This is a genomic window from Paenibacillus amylolyticus (genome assembly GCF_050990605.1).
In the GTDB taxonomy this organism is placed as follows: Bacteria; Bacillota; Bacilli; order Paenibacillales; family Paenibacillaceae; genus Paenibacillus; species Paenibacillus amylolyticus_H.
On record NZ_CP158832.1, the window covers coordinates 3,087,150 to 3,106,310 of the forward strand.

Here is a 19,161-nt window from a genome sequence, read left to right on the forward strand (position 1 = left end):
TGTGACAAGATATCGTCATATCTAACTTTGTGAATTTTTTCGCAACTTCGCACTAAGTTTGGCCGAAGCTGATATTGAATGTTTCTAAATTGAACAGAGTTTGAAAGGAGGCAACACAAAGAATGGCTATTGATACGGTGTTATGGAGCAGGTTAGTGACTGGTTTGACGCTGGGATTCCACGTGATCTTTGCAACGCTTGGTGTCGGTGTACCTTTGATGATTGCTATCGCAGAGTTTATCGGTATTCGGAAGAAAGATCACCATTACATACTTATGGCGAAGAGGTGGTCGAGAGGGTTTGTCATTTCTGTGGCGGTGGGTGTCGTGACAGGCACAGCGATATCGCTGCAGTTGGCCCTGGTATGGCCGAATTTTATGAAGCTGGCCGGGAATGTCATTGCATTGCCACTATTTATGGAAGTATTCGCATTCTTTTTTGAAGCGATATTCCTGGGCATTTATCTGTACACGTGGGATCGGTTCAAAAATCCGTATATCCACTGGTTGCTGACCATTCCGATTGTCGCCGGGGCAGGCATGTCTGCTGTTTTTATCACGACAGTAAATGGATTCATGAACCAGCCTGAAGGCTTTGTTATGGAAGCAGGTCAATTCTTGGCAGTGAATCCTGTACAAGCAATGCTGAATACGGCGACGTTCTCCAAGGTATTCCATGTATTAAACTCGGCCTATCTGACAGGAGCTGCGCTGTTAGCAGGAATTGCAGCCTTTGCGATGCTGAGAAAAGGAGTGTCGGCCTATCACAAGAAAGGCTTAAACCTGATGATGGCAGTTGTTCTGGTATTCAGTTTATTAAATTCCCTAGCCGGGGATGTATCTGCCAAGTTTTTGGCTGAGCATCAGCCGGAGAAACTCGCAGCTGCCGAATGGCATTTCGAGACGGAAAGCGGTGCGGATTTAATTTTGTTGGGATGGCTGAATGCAGAACACGAAATTATAGGCGCTCTTCATTTGCCGAAAGTTCTCAGTTTTCTTGCTTTTGGAGACTTTAACGCCGAGGTAACCGGGCTGAATGAATTTCCACCCGATGAGCACCCACCGTTACTTGTGCATTACTTGTTTGATCTGATGGCTGGAATCGGATTCGCTTTGCTTGCTATATCAAGTCTTTACTTCCTGTTTGTATTCTGGAAGAAACGAAATCCATTTAACAAGTGGATGCTTCGTATGGTTGCACTCAGTGCACCGCTTGCATTTCTGGCCGTTGAGATGGGTTGGTTCTATGCAGAAGTGGGGAGGCAGCCCTGGATCATCCGAGGTTATATGCGCGTAGAAGAAGCCGCTACTTCTTCACCGAGTGTAAGAATTTTATTTTTCGTCTTCTTGCTTCTGTACATCGTGCTGGGCGTCATCTGTGTCCTCGTGTTGAGACGGTTGTTCAATAACAATCCTGCTGAGCTTGAGATGGAGAAATGGTTGAAGGAGAAGCATGATCAATCAGCCAAGAAAGGGGATCAGGCCTGATGAGTTATGAATTGATTGGTATATCCGTACTCTGGCTGTTCTTGTACGGCTATCTTATTGTAGCTTCCATTGATTTTGGAGCAGGTTTCTTCGCCTTTTATGCATGCCTGACAAAGCAGGATCACCTGATTAATCGTCTAATCTCCCGTTATCTATCACCCGTCTGGGAGATCACCAACGTATTTTTTGTCTTTTTCTACATTGGCATCGTTGGATTCTTTCCAGATACGGCCTACTATTATGGTTCCGCACTGCTTGTTCCGGGAAGTATTGCCGTCATTCTACTCGCTATTCGTGGGTCGTTCTATGCTTTCGAGAATTATGGCTCCAAAAATAACATCGTATATTTGTTTTTATACGGAGCTACAGGGTTACTTATTCCGGCGTCGTTGTCAGTGGCACTGACATTGTCTGAAGGTGGCTTTATTTTGAAGCAGGGGGATACGGTTTCTCTAGATTATTGGGCTCTGTTTACCAATCCGTTATCATGGAGCATCGTTGGACTCGCCATCGTATCCGTATTGTTCATTAGCGGATCATTTCTCACATTTTACGCTTCTCGGGCAGAGGATCATTCGGCATTGAAGCTGATGCGGAACTATGCTTTGTTCTGGAGTACACCGACCATCATTCTCGCGCTGACTGCATTTATATATCTGGGTCAACACAATGAACGTCATTTTCAAAATATGATGGATTTATGGTGGTTGCTGGCGCTTTCCGTTGCATTTTTCATGATTGCCATGTGGCTGTTATACAACGGACGCCGTTACGGATTAGCATTTATTTGCATCATGCTGCAATTTTTCACAGCCTTTTTTGCATACGGGATTGGACAATATCCTTATATTCTTGATCCATTCATCACCATTCAGAGCAGCGCCACACCACCAGCGATGGGGTTCGCACTCGTCGTTGTGTTTATCGGTGGTCTATGCCTGTTAATTCCATCTCTTATTCTGGTCTTCAAACTGTTCCTGTTTGATGCGGATTATGTGAAAGGGAAAAAATAAAGGAGGAGCGTTCTGTGAAGAGGAAAGCAAAATCCAAATCGAATCTGATCTCGCAGCAAATGTCTTTACAACGAAAAAACAGGCTTCTCCTTGCGATCATCTCGCTGGCACTGGGTGTAGCTATTGTGAGCCAGGCCACATTGGTGGCCGAAGCAGTGCAGCGAATCTTTGTAGAAGGAGCTTCCTTCTCATCAGTGATGCTGTTGCTTGGACTATTGCTGGCTGTTATGGCTGTGCGCACACTGTTAACGTATGGCAACGGGAAAGTGGGCTTGCATATGGCAGCCCGTGCCAAGACAAATATGCGATCATCGGTGTTGCAGCATCTGACCCGCGCTTCCATGTCTTCAACCCTTCGTGGACAGACGGGAGGAAAGGTCAGCATTGCTCTGGATGCTGTGGATGAAGCCGACAGTTATTTCAGTCAGTATATGCCGCGTATGATGGAAGCTGCGATGATCCCGATACTGATTCTGATTGTTACGTTTACGCAGCACACCAACACAGGCTACATTATGCTGTTTACAGCACCGTTTATCCCACTCTTCATGATTTTGGTGGGACTCAAGACAAAGAACAAATCCGAGGAGAAATACGCGCAGCTGGCCGAGTTTTCCGGTACATTTCTGGATTCGCTTCAAGGGCTGGTTACGTTGAAAATATTCGGACGGGCTAAACGTCAGCAGCAGGAGATTGAACGCAGCAGTCTGGGGTATCGTGATGCCACCATGGGCATTTTGAAGATTGCATTTACAAATACGTTTATGCTGGAATCGATCGTAATGTTAAGCATCGGTATTGTCGCGCTCGAATTGGCTATTCAGTTACTCGTGTTCAAATCGATGAGCTTCCACACAGCCTTTCTTGTGTTGTTGCTCGTCCCTGAGTTTTACAGCCTGTTGAAGAATATGGGAACGGCTTTTCACAGCGGGCGAACCAGCATGGGGGCGATTCGTAAAGTGGAAGAGATGCTTAAAGAAGGGTCCGATCAAAGCGAATTAACCGATGTCGATGTAACAGCACATGCAGAAGAACTCCGTAAAGCTCGTGCTGAGTTGATTTCAATGCCACCAACCATTGAACTGGAGCATGTCCGGTTCCAGTACGCATCGGATTCCTTTGGACTTGAGACAGGACAGATCTCGATTGGACCGGGAGAACAGATCGCTATTGTAGGCAAAAGTGGCTCAGGTAAAACCACGCTGCTTCACCTCATAGCCGGTTTGCTGAAACCAGATTCCGGAGCGGTTCTGGTTAACGGAAGCGAGCTTTCGCAACATGATGAAACTGAATGGTTCAAGCATGTTAGCTACATTACACAGCATCCGTATATTTTTGCAGGTACCTTTGCCGAAAATATTGCGATTGGCGCGGGTCGAAACGTCTCCAGAGCTGAAATAGAGCAGTCGGCAGAGGAAGCAGGGCTTGCTGGCGTTGTCGCTCAATTGGAGCAGGGATTGGATACCTTTGTTGGTGAGGGTGGTCGGGGGCTATCTGGTGGGGAAAAACAGCGACTTGCCTTGGCACGTGCTTTTCTGAAGAAACCAGCCGTTATTTTGTTCGACGAGCCCACCGTTGGACTGGATCTGCACACGGAGCGGGTACTGCAACAATCCATTGCGACATTAGCCAAAACGGCAACGATGATTACGGTGGCACACCGTTTATATACAATTCAACATGCGAACAAGATTTTGTTTATGGACAATGGGGCGTTGGTGGATTCAGGACCTCACAACGAGCTTCTTGTCCGCTTGCCTCAATATGCCGAGATGGTGGATGTGGGGCGAAAAGGAGGGTTAGCATGAATGAGCTGACGATACTGTCAAAAGCGATGATTCAGGAGCGCAAGGATATCTTGCTTTCGATATTGGGCGGATTTATCGCTGGCATAGCAGGGGTAGCACTCTTTTCCGCGAGTGGATACATGATCTCGCAAACGGTATTTGCGCCTCCGCTATACACCTTAATTGTGCTTACCTCGATGGTTAAACTGCTCGGTTTTCTTCGAGCGGCGAGTCGTTACGCAGAACGCTTGTATTCCCACAGGGCGACATTCTCCATGTTGAGCCGTATGCGGACGTCCTTTTTTGCCAAACTCATTCCGGTAACCCCGGGTATTTTGAACAAAAACCGAAGCGGGGATCTGCTTGCACGCATTGTGGGCGATGTGGAAAGCTTGCAAAATTACTTTTTGCGTGTCGCTTATCCACCAATCATGGTTGTTATGGTGTTTTTGGCTACCATGCTGTTCACTTCGATCTTTTCAATCTGGATTGCGTGCTTGTTAGTATTAGGTATGCTGATCACAGCATTTGTTGTACCAGGTATTGTCTTATTAGGTCAGCGAAAAATACACGGACGTGTCCGCCAGCAACGGGCCTTGCTGTCCACGGAAGTAACCGAAGTGTTGTATGGTTTCCGGGATCTGAGAGTATACGGTCAATTGGAACAACGCGAGCAACAGCTTCAGCAGGCTTCCGCTGCATTGGCAACAGAACAGCAACAAGCCGCTTCGCACTTGCTGCGAGGGCAATCCATGCACGTTTTTGTGACATATCTCGTGACATGGGGTGTGCTTGCACTGAGCGCTTTCTTAATTATGAATGGAGTGTTTGCGGGTGTATTCCTAGCCATGCTGATCCTGGCTACGCAGACCGTGTTCGAAGAAGCTGCGGCAATGGCAATATTACCTCTATATAAGCAGGACAGTGAACACTCCGCTCGGCGACTGGCGGAAACGGTGCCAACCTCCGATGCGCAACCTTTACAGCCAAGCGGTGAAATGTCAGCCGATCATGCAGTTTCGATTGAACTATCCGGTGTTAGCTTTCAATATGAAGGGGAATGGAGACCAGCGCTGAGGGAGCTCTCCCTGCAACTTGCAGCAGGCTCCAAAACAGCGATTGTTGGTCCAAGCGGGTCGGGCAAGTCAACGATTATCGATGTGCTACTCAAGCTGCGAACACCAACGTCTGGTGATGTACGTTTAAACGATGTTTCGGTGCAGGATCTGAATGAGGAGAGCATTTGGCAAAGGGCGAATGTTGTGTTGCAGCAAAGTCACTTCTTCCGGGGAACGATTCGGGATAACCTGCTGCTGAGTGGAAAAGAACATTCAGATGAACAACTGCTGGCTGTTCTGGATAAAGTACAACTCCAGAATATGTTGTTGACCGACATGGTGTATGAAAAAGGGGAGAACCTGTCGGATGGCGAGAAGCAGCGGCTGGCTCTGGCACGAGCCATGTTACGCAACGGACGGTTATGGCTGCTGGACGAACCGACTTCTTCTCTGGATTACGTCACAGAGCAACGGGTATTACAGCATCTTTTGGCACAGGCGGCCGAAGATACACTTCTCCTGATCTGTCACCGACTGACGGGATTGGAAGAGATGGATCGGATTGTAGTCATGGACCAAGGCAAGATTGTAGAATCAGGTTCTTTCTCGGAGTTAATGGAGCAAAAAGGTTATTTTTATGAAATGAAGCAAATTGAACGACAAATGATTGGAGACGCCGGGGCGTGAAAATGTAGTCTATTGAGTAGACAATGCTGTCGGTTGTCGTTAATGAAGAAAATTTCAAAGAATCAATTTATGTAAATTTGACTAAACCCCAAAGGATGCTGTGCATATACTCCTTGGGGTTTGTTTTGATATAATAGTTTTTTTATGTCTAAAAAGGAGATGGATGGTGTCCATCGTTATATGATATTTAAGGAATCAGAGAGATACTAAACGGTGAACAAAAATCTTTCTTGGCTATATTACAACTGACACGGATAAAAGCTTGTTCCACATAGGAGCAGGCTTTTATCTTTAGTATGTTCATGGAACATCCCATTAATCATAATGTTATAGCGTAGAAACTCAAATGATGTATAATGACGCAGGAACTCTATAATCAAAATCAAATATATACAAATTCAAAATAGCATGAGCTGAGGTGTACGATGAATCGCTTATTACTCGTAGAAGATGATGAGAACCTGGTGTTTGGTATTCAATACACATTGTCCAATGAAGGATATGAGGTCGTTGTGGCGAGTAGCTTGGTAGAAGCCAGACAGGCACTGCAGGCACAGTTGATCGATCTGATTTTGTTGGATGTCACTTTGCCTGATGGATCGGGATATCAACTATGCCGTGAGATTCGGGTAACGTCGCAAGTGCCCATTATCTTTTTGACGGCTTTGGATGAGGAAGCAAACGTGGTCGCTGGGCTTGATCTCGGAGCAGACGACTATGTAACCAAGCCTGTTCGAACCAAAGAACTTATTTCACGAATCAAGGCCGTATTACGACGTAACAACAAGGGAAAACAAGATGTGAGCTTATGGATATCCGATAACATCCAGGTGCGTATTTTAGAAGGAACTGTACTCAAAAACAATAGTGAAGTTACACTGACCGCACTTGAATATCGACTACTATTGATGTTGATCTCTCATCCAAAGCAGATATGCAGCAGAAGTTCAATTCTGAATCATCTCTGGGATCTCTCTGGCGACTTCATTGATGATAATACGCTCTCTGTCCATATCCGCAGGTTAAGAGAGAAAATCGAAGATATTCCTGCAGCACCACAGTATATCGTAACTGTTCGGGGGATCGGATATAAATGGAATGTAGAGGTTATAGGGAAATGAAAATGATTGAAGTTTTGCGAAATCCCGAGTGGAAGTCCCTCGCCATTAAAGTACTTGCTCTGCAAGTTCTTTTGTCGTTTATGATGTTCTTTTACATGCAGCATCAAGTTGATGGCATCAATACAACCATAGTTAATCAGAATAGCGCCCTAATCGGACATTTGTTGATGAAAGATCCCCAGTTGGAGAATGAGGTGATTCACTTTGTTACCCAAGGAGCTCAGGCCGATGAAATCGCAGAGGGGCAACGCATTCTTGCACAATACGGTTATCAGACAGGCATGCCTTTAGAAGAGCAACCTGCTCTTACAGGACGAGCATTACCCTTGAAAACAGCGACTCAAGTACTGATGTTCCTGATTCCACTCCTTATTGTACTTCTGTGGGAGTATCGTAAATTTTTCATAAAAATCAGAACGATTTCCCATGCGGCGGAGCAGGTTGTGGAACAGCAATTCGATCAAAAACTGCCTGAAACGGAGGATGGAGACTTCGGCTCGCTCGGCAGGAGCTTTAATGCAATGGCTGGGAGATTATCCAACAGCCTGGAGTTACTCCGGCAGGAAAAAACCTTCCTGCGCAATCTGTTATCCGACATTTCCCACCAGCTCAAAACGCCCCTGGCTTCTCTGATTGTGTTCAATGAAAATCTGCTGAATGATCCCGGGATGAAAGAAGAAATGAGAAAGACCTTTCTGGAACGAAGTCGGCAGCAGCTTGATCGAATGGAATGGCTCATCATAAGTCTGCTCAAGCTGGCACGAGTCGAAGCGGGAGCAATTGGATTTCGAAAAGAGAGGATCCAGCTAAGGGAGATGATGGAGAGCGCTGTCTATTCACTCCGGACGGTAGCAGACCAGAAACGGCAAAACATAATCATCCTCGGAAGTGAGAATACGTATGTGCAAGCAGATGAAGAATGGCTTAAGGAAGCTGTCATGAATTTGATAAAAAATGCACTGGAACACACCCCGCCAGAAGGGGAGGTTCGAATCCATTTGGAGGAAAACGCACTGTTTGATACAATCATTATTCAGGACAACGGCGAAGGTATTCATCCCGATGATATGCCTCACATTTTCAAGCGATTCTACAAAGGCAAGAACCATAACAAGCCCAACAGTATAGGCGTTGGTCTGGCTTTGACCAAATCAATCATTGAGGAACAAAACGGGATCATTACGGTGGAGAGTGTGCTTCAAAAAGGAACGACATTCAGAATTTCGTTTTTCAAAAAAGAGTGGACTTAAGAAGAAGCTTACGAAAATGTAAGCTTCTTCTTCACTTCAACGTAAGCTTCCACACCTATAATAACAATCATGCAATGTTAATCATACAACTGGAGGTACAACAGGATGGAAATTTTGAGGACCGAACATTTATGTAAAATATATGGAAGTGCTGAGTCTAGGGTGGAAGCATTGAAAGATGTTAACCTGTCCGTTAATCAAGGAGAATTCGTTGCGATCGTGGGCGCCAGCGGATCTGGCAAAAGCTCATTGCTGCATCTGCTCGGGGGAGTGGATCAACCGACAAGTGGCCAAGTCATTATTGACGGTATGGACCTGTATTCTCAAACTGAAAATGAATTGGCTGTGTTCAGAAGACGCAAAATCGGTTTTATTTTTCAATCATACAACTTGATCCCGGTGTTAACTGCGGAAGAAAACATTAAACTGCCGATGCTGCTTGAGAATAAACGTGTGGACGAGGGTTATCTTGAGGAATTATTGAGCGTGCTGGGACTCAGCGATCGAAGGCAGCACCTTCCATCCCAATTATCCGGCGGGCAACAGCAGCGAACTGCAATTGGACGCGCATTGATTAATAAACCATCGATTATTCTGGCGGATGAACCAACCGGCAATCTGGACAGCAAGAACAGTAAAGAAATTGTGGATCTTCTTACCTATTCCGTCAGAAAATATAATCAAACCTTGATTATGATCACGCATGATTTGAATGTAGCCCAGAGAGCGGGCCGAGTTGTAAATATAAAAGATGGCACACTGTTGCAGCAAACAGAGGTGAAAGATCGTGAATAGGTATACTAGTCTTACCCAAAAATATTTGCTAGGACAGAAAAAAAGATCAATACTAACGATCGTTGGCATTATTTTATCTGTGACTCTACTTACAGCAATCGGAACCATTGGTCTTAGCTTCAGAGACAAAGTAGTTCGGCAAACCGTTCAAGAGTACGGGGGTTACCATGTTTCTTTTAACGGATTACCTGGAGAAGCAATCTCAAGAGTTGTCAATAATGCATCGGTAGAGAGTGCTGGGATCGTTAGCAGAGAAGGTTATTCGGTCATCAGCAAAACGAGTGAGAAAGAAAAGAAGGAAAATCCGTTTGCTGCACCTTATCGGTATTTGAATCTCAAAGGTTATGATACCGATGCGATGGACAAGCTTCAGGTTCAGCTGGATTCGGGCAGGCTGCCGAAAAATTCGCATGAAGTTATTCTTTCGACCTGGAGTCTGGATCGTTTTGTGACCAAACCAAAGCTTGGAGATTCGATTACCCTGAGTCTGGGAGAACGAACTGTCGCGTCAACCGGGAAGATCAAACCCATCAATGGTCTGGGTGATTTTGGCTGGGATCTTGATGAAGGCTTTCGTCCCCAAAAAGAGAGAGAATTCACCGTTGTGGGATTTATGAAGACAGGTAGTAACGCTTCGTGGTCTTCCAACTTCATCTTTCCAGCCATCACGTATGAAGATAATGTAAAAATAGATGCAGATAAAAATTATTTTATATATGTCAAAATGAAATCGATGAATCAGATTCAGGCGAAGGCGGAAGCGATAATATCTTCATTAAAGCTTGACCAAGTGGATCAAGGCTCTGCCGTAGCATTGGATAAGGAAATTCAATATAAAAATATTCGAGTCGAATATAATAATGAACTGCTTAAGTTATATGGCAAAAGCACCTATGAAGGTGTAAACCATAGTTTGTTATATGCATTCGTAGCAATCATCATTATTATTATGGGTTGTACGAGTGCAGTGATATATAATACGTTTCATATTTCTGTTCTGGAGCGGACTTCCCAATTCGGAATGCTGCGGTGCATTGGGGCTACCCCATCACAAATACGTAAACTAGTTCTCAAAGAGGCGACAATACTTAGTCTAATTGCCATTCCTATTGGATTACTGACGGGAACTGTTTTTATGAAACTTTTGTTTTATAATATCAGCTTTTTGGCGTTGGGATTTCTGAATGATATGCAAATGGTCATCTCCCTGCCAATTTTGATCATCGCCGGGGTATCGGGATTATTGACTGTTTATCTGTCGGCAATCGGACCTGCGAGACTGGCAGCGAAGGTATCCCCACTTGAGGCGATTCATAGCTCGGGAAGTACAAAGGTGGAGGACATATCATCTGTCCGAAAATCAAAGCTGCTGGGAAAACTGTTAGGTATCGAAGGGCAGTTTGCTAGTCGAAACATCAGGCGGAACAAAAAGCGCTTCCGCATCACTGCCTTTTCAATAGTGGTCAGCATGATTCTATTTATTGTCTTTAGCGGACTAGCTGGTTTACTGGGGCAACCATCGCAATCAGGTATCGATTATTCCTACTCGGTTATGTATGAAGGACCTTCCAAACGGATCGATGATTCCGTATATTCTGACATTGTTAAGCTTGATGCAGTAGAACAGGCTTACAGGTTTTATAGCAATCAGATGATGGCGATATATCCCAAGGAAAAAGTTAACCCCAAATATTATGAAATCCGTCCAGGTATGTATCCTGTTGCCATAGGAGAAGAGTATCAAACAAGCAACAACTTTATAGAATCTTTTGGTAATAATGGCCTTGACGCTCTGAAATCCAAACTCACCGCTGGTACGGTCAACATAGAGAAGATGAACAAGGAAAATGGTGTTATCATTAATCAAAAACTAAGAGTAGTAACCGATGATGGCAAACAGATAGTTACCGATCAAACTCAATTTAAGGTTGGGGATCACATCAAAGTACGCAGTATGGATAGTAGGAATCAAGAATATGAGACTTTGACGGTAACGGGAATTGTTGATCAAAGCTTGTTGTCGACCAACTATAATGAAAGTGCTTTCCTTGAATTCATAACGACGCCTGAAGTTCTAGAGAAGGTTACAGGAAACGATACGTACGCCAGAATCTTTATTCATGCCAAAACCGATGTTTCCAACAAACCAATTACGGACTATCTCAAATCCTTACCCCAAAAAGATGCTGGTTACAGCTACACAGATAAGGTGGAGCAACTGGCCCAAGCCAAAAACGACGCGACAACTGCCAAGATCTTTTTATACGGATTTATTGGTGTCATTGTCCTGATTGCCTTCCTGAATATATTGAACACTGTCAGCACCAACCTCATTCTACGCACCAAAGAATTTGCGGTGCTCAAAGCGATCGGCATGACACAGCGTAATATCGGGAAAATGATTCTATTAGAAGGTGTTATATACGGCCTGTACGCTGCAGTATACGGTAGTATACTCGGAACAGTACTGAGCTATGGGATACATCATCTCTTCAAAGGTGCTGTCGATGTAGGTTGGGTCATTCCATGGTCTAGTATTGTTCTTGCTTGTGTAGGTGCCGTGGCAACAACACTCGTTGCAACAGCTTGGCCGATGTATCGATTGAATCAAACGAGCATCGTTGAGGCATTTAGAAAAGAAACATAGACAACTATACAAAGATGATTTCTTGAAAAGTCGCATAAATAGATGCGGCTTTTTTGATTTTAAGAACGTCTTTTCAATACCTTTACATCACAGCAGAGGATTCAGACGTCTTATTTTACTTCGCAAGCGGCTTTTTCCGCAGGGTTCGATCATACAAATATGGCTTTCCGTGATATTCCCATGCATTCTTTTGGGGGAGCATACGTTCTGTTAAAGTGGTATTTATGATTCTCGCAAACAAAAGGTTCGTTAGACATCTTTGCAAGAGTTCGTTTAATGGTAAAATATTTAAAAATGGTTCATGTTGGGGGATACGCATGTATAAACTGATGATCGTCGATGATGAATTGCTCATGCGGGTTGGGATTCGTTCCATGCTGAATTGGGAAGAGTACAATTTCTATGTTGTTGGTGAAGCTGGAAATGGTAAAGAGGCATTGAGCCTTGCACTTGAAGTGTTGCCGGATCTAATTATTACAGATATCAAGATGCCGATTATGGATGGGTTGCAGCTTATACAAGAGGCCTCCTGTGTACTAAAAACCTGTAAGTATGTCATCCTGAGTAATTTTGACGAATTTCATTATGTGAAAGAGGCACTGAAACTTGGCGCTTCAGATTACTTGATCAAAAGCGAGATCACCGAATCCTCCCTAATTGAGCTCCTGAGCACGGTTGGACAGAAACTTCAAAGCGAACATGTTCATCCAATCAATTCACCCACTATCGCACAGGATTATTCCAAGAGTCTAAGATATCTAAAGGATAGTTTTTTTCAAGATATTGTAAGCGGATTCATAAATGGAGAGGATATCGTCTCCAAAGCAGAAGAACTGCATTTTCGTATTCATTCGGACCAGCTGGTTGTCATCAAGTTCATCGTAAACTATTACGAGGACGCAAAGAGAAAATATGTCGAGAAGGGGGAAAAGCTGCTCCGATTTTCAATTCTTAATATTATGGAAGAGATTATTCCCTCGAAGTGGGAGAAGGAGATTTTTGTTGAAAGCTCTTCAGAATATTGGGTGATCGTTAATGTGCATCCTGAGAGTCAGTCTGTACACACCGATATAAATAAACTATGTAACAAATTGCTGTCTTCCATCAAGGATTTTATGAATCTGTCCCTCACGGCAGGGGTGAGTACGATGGTTCCCGGCTTTCCTCACATTAAGAAGGCCAGCCAAGAGGCAGAAACGGCTCTACAACAAGGATTCTTCACAGGTAGCAACAAGGTATTGTATTACGAGTATATGGTTCAATCCCCAGATCGACATGAAGTTAAGGGGGCTTTAAGCCCGCAACAAGAACGAGATTTGTTGAAGTTATGGGTAAGCAAAGACAACAATAAAGCGAAAGAATTCCTTGAAGAAATCCGATCCAAACTGGAACAGTTACGAGCGGATGAGAACAGCATTCGCAAGCAATATATCATGGTAATGGAGATCATTCACTCCCATCTATCGCGAGCTACGGAGAGAGGTACACCTTCTTTAACAGAGAAATCGCCATATGAAATCGTTCTTAAGGGGGAGTATTGGGAGGATATCCACCGAGATATGCTTGCCCATATTGCGTATTACTTCCAAACCGATTCCCAAAACAAACAGGAAAGCACCTACACCGATCTTGCCACTGAATTGATCGATAAGTATTATGCGGAGGATATTTCCTTGCAAAGTATCGCAAGCCAAATCAGTGTTAATCCGGCGTATTTAAGCCGAGTGTTCAAGCAGGAACGAGGAGAAAATTTTATCACGTACTTGACCCGAGTTCGAATTGAACATGCCAAAGCGTATCTATTGAGCAGAGGAATGAGAGTGTATGAAATAGCAGAAAAGGTGGGCTACCATAATTACACGTACTTCAGTAAGATTTTCAAAAAATCGGTAGGTGTCACTCCTGAGGAATATCGAGAGTTACAGCAGGGATGAATGTAATCGGTGAATAGAGGTGCAGCATATGAAGCATGTTCGGCCCTTCCGAATCAAGTACAAAATTATGGTGATCTGTATGACGGTCATTATCCTGCCGGTATTGGTGATGACAATCAATTCGTATTACTCCTCAGAGCGGTTATTGGCACAGAACTATACAACATTGTTAAATGATCTAGCCAAACAGACGAATATTCGGATTGACGAGTTCCTCAAGGAGATTGAAAAAATTTCATTGCTAGCCAGCAATGGCCTTAGTGACAATCTGTCTGCCACTCATGAAGGGAGTTTTCCGATCCAGGATTTCCTGCGAAAGGGTGATGAACAACACGAGATTGCCGCATACAACATTCTGATGAATTATATCATGATGAAAGATCGGGTATTCTCTATCTACCTCTACAATATGAACGGGGGGCAGGACCTTTTTGTCAGTCCACATCAACCTATTGATCCAAACTTCAAAGTAGAGAACGAATTGTGGTTTAAAAAGTTCATGCATGATAAAGATCGAACCATTACCCTCACAACACGAATCGACGAGCAATTGGAGAATAAAATACTGGCAGTGTCACACGCTCGCAAAATTCATGACGTGACTAGTGGAGAACTGCTTGGCGTGATCGTTGTCAGCATTGATATCAAATTCATCGAGATTGTCAATCGAAACTTGCAGGAAGGGCTGCGATCCAGATTCATGATCGTTGATGAGGATGACAAGATCGTATATAACGTGAACGAACGATTAATCGGGACACTGTTCCGGGACAATGTTCGTCCGCCTGAATCACTAAATGTCGTGGTGACCAGTCCCCTTAGTCAACAAAAATGGACAACATACTTATATATGCCTTTGGATGAGCTAACTGCGGATGGCAAAATATTGGGCCGTAATCTGGTGACGCTTGCCATAGTCATTGTTCTTTTTGCTGCCGTGATATCCATCTTTTTATCTCACGTGATCACAACTCCCATTAAAAAACTGCTACGGAATATTGCTCTGGTCGAGAAAGGTCAGTTTGAACAAGTCGTACCTATTGGCTCCAGAGATGAGATTGGACATTTATCCATTCGATTTAACAAAATGTCCCACGAGTTGAAGCGGTTGGTTGAACGAATGCAGCAGGAAGAGATCGAAAAAGCCAAGGCGGAGATGCGTGCGCTGCATGACCAGATCAAACCTCATTTTCTATATAACACACTTGGGTCGGTGAAATGGATCGCCTCGATGCAACAAGCTGACAAAATCGTGGAAATGACCGATGCCCTAATCTCGATGCTTCGCTATGCAACCAAATCCGATGGATCTCTCGTAACGATTCGTGAGGAACTTGATAATATAACGAATTATGTAACGATCCAGAATGTCAGATACTACGATTGTATTCAGATGAGATATGAGGTTGAGGATAGCGTGTTGCATTATCGGATGCCCAAAATGATCCTGCAGCCTATTGTGGAAAATGCAATTTTTCATGGTCTGGCCGAACTGGAGGAAGACGGAATCATTACCATTCGAATTCAACTCCGGGTGGATGAAGTTGTAATCGAAATCTGTGATAATGGCGTGGGTATGGATCATCATACGATGCAGAATCTATTGGAAGAAAAGTCGGGTGCAAGTGCGGGAACGAATGGGATTGGATTGCATAATGTGCAGCGGCGAATTCAACTTCATTTTGGAAAACCTTATGGAATACAGGTGGAAAGTAAAGTTGGTGAAGGTACCCAGTTCTCCATTCTGCTACCTGCCATTTCAGAGTTTAAATAGTACAAAAATGGCTCGCAGTATGAACTGCAAGCCATTTTGTTTACCCTTTGACGCTACCTAGCACCAAACCTTTGGTGAAGTATTTCTGTAAGAATGGATACACGAGTAAAATCGGAATGGCACCCAAGAACATCTGAGCGGCGCGCCCCGTTCTGGCGTTCATCATTGACAACAGCTGCGTGTAATCTGACCCAGATTTCAGCATAATTTGCTCAAAGCTCTGCAACAGGGTCTGAAGGTAGCTTTGTAAAGGATAATTGGCTGGATTGTTCATATAGATAATGCCATCAAACCACGAGTTCCAGTGGGCAACGATACTGAACAAACCAACCGTTGCGAGAGCGGGCTTGAGAAGTGGGAGTAGAATACGAAGCAATACCTGTACAGGCCCAGCACCATCGATAATGGCTGATTCTTCAATCTCCTCGGGCAATCCCCTAATGAAATTCATGAGGATAATCATACTGAATACGGGGAGAGCCCCAGGCAGGATCAGAGACCATATGGAATCGATCAGTCCCATTTTGACGACCACGAGATAGGTTGGAATTAATCCTCCACTGAATAACATGGTTACGATGAAAAATCCCATATAGATATTACGCCCCATCAATTTTTGTTTTGATTTGGAGAGGGGATAAGCTGTAAGTACGATCAGAACCAGATTCACCAACGTTCCGATAACGGTTCGTTGAATGGCTACCCAGAGAGAGGAGAAAAATGATCCTCCCGTTAATGCAAATTCATAGGCCTTTGTTGTAAATTCCACCGGCCAGAACGTAACACTTCCCGCAGATACAGCTGTGCTGCTGCTGAATGATACAGCCAGCAGGTTAATAAACGGCAGGATACATAAGAGAGAAATTAAAAGCAATATAGTGTAGTTTAAGATAAGAAATACACGTCTGCTCATACTTTTATCATGGATTATAATGTGAGTTCCTCCTCCTTCTTAGAAGATACGATAGCCAGCCACTCTGTAAGCCAGAATGTACGATACTGCAACGAGAACACTGGAAATGATGGATTTGAATAACCCGACAGCGGTACCGATCGAATACTGTGCCTGTTGAATTCCCAACCGATATACATAGGTATCAATAATATCACCGGTCTGATAGACAACAGGGGAGTAGAGATTATAGATCTGGTCAAAGCCAGCATTCAGTACATTTCCTAGCGACAGTACAGTCATTAAGACAATCGTTGGCATGAGCAGAGGCAAAGTAATATAGATGGTTTGCTTCCAGCGTTTCGCTCCGTCAATCACTGCGGCTTCGTAAAGTCCCGGATCAATACTAGTCAGGGCTGCCAAATAAACAACCGTGCCAAACCCGAAGCCTTTCCATATGTCACTCACAATCATCGTCCAGGGAAAAATAGAGGGTGTGCCAAGAAAGGAGATCGGTGCAATACCGAATACACCTAAAAACGTATTGATGATGCCGTCGGAGCTAAGGATATCCAGCATGATGCCGGCCATAATGACCCAAGAGAGGAAGTTCGGAATGTATACAAGTGTTTGAAATGTACGTTTGATTCCATTGTGCAGTACCTCGTTAAGCAGTAATGCGAAAATGACGGGCACGATTATACCACCGATAATCTTAAAGACAGACATGTACAATGTATTCCAGATCGTTCTTACGAAGTTCGGCTGATTAAATACGTGCGTAAAATTATCCCACCCTACCCATGGCGAGTTGAAGCCGAGGCCCGGATTGTATTTCTGAAACGCAATAATAAGTCCGTAGAAAGGGATGTAACTAAAGATGAAGACCAGGACCAGGCTTGGGATCAACATGAGGTGGTAAGCTCGCTGTTGCTTCCATTTTCTCAACATTCATATTCCTCCGTTCATCGTGCGGTAAATGTAATCGCTATCAAATAGAGGGGTGAGATCACCCTCAACCCCTCTTTATGAACGAGATTATTTTGCCCCGTATGCCTCATTGACTGCCTGGGTTGCATCATCGCCTCCGGCTGCACGCCAATTCTGGACAATCACATCGAAATAATCGATACTTTCGCTCCCCATAATGATCTTGGTGAAACCTTCGGTCAGGATATCATCCAAAGTTGTACCGTAGCTTGACAGTATCTCGGGTGCAACTCCCCATAGTGCGGTCTTCATATAGTTCTCGCTGTCGAGAACCTTCTTGGCAAGGCCATAAGCATTTTTTGGAGCGCCTTGTTGCAGATAATCACCGACTGCTCCTGGGGTTGTATTCTCTATGAATTCAACGCTGTTGTTATATTTTTGCCACATTCCCGAAGTTGTGAGTCCGCTGGTGTCCTTGGATTGGAGGGCAGCGGATACCGCCTCGAATTGCTCGTAATCGGAATTAGGGTTAAGTACACGGAATGCTCCAACAACATGGGCAATGTCGTTGTCCAGTAGGGCAGATAGCGTTTCTGCAGATTCCTTGCCATTGCCTTCATCCACGATATAAGCATAATCGTTCAAAATTTTGATCACTTCTTCAGGGCTTTTGAATCCCTTTTTCATCACGATATAATCGTTGTTTGCGAAAAAGATGGACTGTTTAGCTTCTTTCCCATCAACGGTAGGGATGATATAAGGGTAGAAGATGGCGTCCTTACCCAGATTGGATACGGTATCGACACCCGGATTATAACCCCACCATTGGTAATAAGGCTGCATCCCGACTTTGCCGGCCACGATATCCGCGTTCATCGCATTAAAGTCCTTAATTGCAAATTCCGGATCAATGATGCCCCGCTTGTACCATTCTGACCACTCCGCCAGCGCATTTTTCATCTCAGGCTGTACAGATCCGTAAACGAGTTTTCCACTGGCATCTTCTATCCACATATCTGGATGTGCATTCCATGCAATAGCGAGCAGGTTGAGATAATCTAATGATTGATCTACTGCTATACCATAACCGCCGTGTTTTTCCATGAATTTCAGTGCGATATTCTTGATATCTTCCACAGATTTTGGATCCTGGAGTCCCAATTCTTCTTTCCAGTCGTTCCGAATCCAGATGAAGTCTGGTTGATCAATTAATCCCCAGTGCATTTGCGGTATCCCGTACAGCTTGCCGTCCTTCTTTCCCGACTCGTAACTGTCCGCATCTGCTTCCATGTAACCTTTGAGACGATCCGAAGCGTGTTGATCAAATACTTCGGAGAGGTCCATGACCATATCGGCTTCGACCAACTGTCTCAGTTGTGATGGATTAACTCTGAATACGTCAGGAAGATCGTTCGATGCTATAGCCAAATTCAATTTGGTATCATATTCATCGCTGACCCAGTCTGTTTTGACATCGATATTGAACTTCTCTTTGTATCGCTTAATCCACACATTGTTGGTGATATCATCGCCCTTTGGATATTTGGCAGATGAGTATTCTGATGTTACGGTGTGAATGGTTGTCGTTCCAGCCTCGTTGGAATCCGGGTCCGTCGTTGGATCTTTCTCGGCACCGCTTCCACTGCTACAGGCAGCAAGTAATAAGGTTGACATGCACACAGACAAGAGTAAAGCTTTCGTTTTCTTGTTCATTTCTTTTCCCCCTTATCAGTCATATTTCAATAACGGTTTCTTGAAAATATTCTAAACGAGAAAGGGAAAAGGG

General features: G+C 44.2%; 13 protein-coding genes. 10 read left to right on the top strand and 3 right to left on the bottom strand.

Features of this window, described 5'->3' with window-relative positions:
* Positions 1-122 precede the first annotated feature (122 nt).
* The 10 genes from ABTV53_RS14005 (at position 123) to ABTV53_RS14050 (ending at position 15,553) form a co-directional block, all read left to right on the top strand.
* Positions 123-1,487 (top strand): cytochrome ubiquinol oxidase subunit I, encoded by a 1,365-nt coding sequence (locus ABTV53_RS14005; RefSeq protein ID WP_433753753.1) that lies wholly within the window; start codon positions 123-125, stop codon positions 1,485-1,487.
* Positions 1,487-2,500 (top strand): cytochrome d ubiquinol oxidase subunit II, encoded by a 1,014-nt coding sequence (locus ABTV53_RS14010; protein ID WP_433753755.1) that lies wholly within the window; start codon positions 1,487-1,489, stop codon positions 2,498-2,500. The genes ABTV53_RS14005 and ABTV53_RS14010 overlap by 1 nt, the downstream gene beginning before the upstream one ends.
* A 59-nt stretch (positions 2,501-2,559) precedes the next feature.
* The gene (gene cydD / locus ABTV53_RS14015; protein WP_433754200.1) at positions 2,560-4,308 is read left to right on the top strand and encodes a thiol reductant ABC exporter subunit CydD; all 1,749 of its coding nucleotides are present in this window, start codon (positions 2,560-2,562) and stop codon (positions 4,306-4,308) included.
* Positions 4,305-6,032, top strand: coding sequence for a thiol reductant ABC exporter subunit CydC (cydC, locus tag ABTV53_RS14020; RefSeq protein ID WP_433753757.1), 1,728 nt, complete (start codon positions 4,305-4,307; stop codon positions 6,030-6,032). Before cydD ends, cydC begins: the two co-directional genes overlap by 4 nt.
* Positions 6,033-6,457: 425 nt before the next feature.
* Positions 6,458-7,153 (top strand): response regulator transcription factor, encoded by a 696-nt coding sequence (locus tag ABTV53_RS14025; RefSeq protein ID WP_433753758.1) that lies wholly within the window; start codon positions 6,458-6,460, stop codon positions 7,151-7,153.
* On the top strand, positions 7,150-8,403 hold the full coding sequence (locus ABTV53_RS14030; RefSeq protein WP_433753760.1) for an ATP-binding protein: 1,254 nt from the start codon (positions 7,150-7,152) through the stop codon (positions 8,401-8,403). Before ABTV53_RS14025 ends, ABTV53_RS14030 begins: the two co-directional genes overlap by 4 nt.
* Positions 8,404-8,508: 105 nt before the next feature.
* On the top strand, positions 8,509-9,198 hold the full coding sequence (locus tag ABTV53_RS14035; RefSeq protein ID WP_433753762.1) for an ABC transporter ATP-binding protein: 690 nt from the start codon (positions 8,509-8,511) through the stop codon (positions 9,196-9,198).
* On the top strand, positions 9,191-11,845 hold the full coding sequence (locus tag ABTV53_RS14040; RefSeq protein ID WP_433753764.1) for an FtsX-like permease family protein: 2,655 nt from the start codon (positions 9,191-9,193) through the stop codon (positions 11,843-11,845). Before ABTV53_RS14035 ends, ABTV53_RS14040 begins: the two co-directional genes overlap by 8 nt.
* 317 nt (positions 11,846-12,162) lie before the next feature.
* Positions 12,163-13,779, top strand: a complete 1,617-nt coding sequence (locus ABTV53_RS14045; RefSeq protein ID WP_433753766.1) for a helix-turn-helix domain-containing protein — start codon at positions 12,163-12,165, stop codon at positions 13,777-13,779.
* 28 nt (positions 13,780-13,807) lie between these two features.
* On the top strand, positions 13,808-15,553 hold the full coding sequence (locus tag ABTV53_RS14050) for a cache domain-containing sensor histidine kinase (RefSeq protein ID WP_433753767.1): 1,746 nt from the start codon (positions 13,808-13,810) through the stop codon (positions 15,551-15,553).
* A 40-nt stretch (positions 15,554-15,593) separates the two neighbouring features.
* On the opposite strand, the gene ABTV53_RS14055 is transcribed toward ABTV53_RS14050, so the two are convergent.
* From ABTV53_RS14055 to ABTV53_RS14065, 3 genes are all read right to left on the bottom strand, one after another.
* On the bottom strand, positions 15,594-16,466 hold the full coding sequence (locus ABTV53_RS14055) for a carbohydrate ABC transporter permease (RefSeq protein ID WP_433753768.1): 873 nt from the start codon (positions 16,464-16,466) through the stop codon (positions 15,594-15,596).
* A gap of 39 nt (positions 16,467-16,505) precedes the next feature.
* Positions 16,506-17,396, bottom strand: coding sequence for an ABC transporter permease (locus ABTV53_RS14060; protein WP_433753770.1), 891 nt, complete (start codon positions 17,394-17,396; stop codon positions 16,506-16,508).
* Positions 17,397-17,483: 87 nt separating this feature from the next.
* Complete coding sequence (locus tag ABTV53_RS14065; RefSeq protein WP_433753772.1) at positions 17,484-19,088, bottom strand: hypothetical protein; 1,605 nt, start codon at positions 19,086-19,088, stop codon at positions 17,484-17,486.
* Positions 19,089-19,161: the final 73 nt, after the last annotated feature.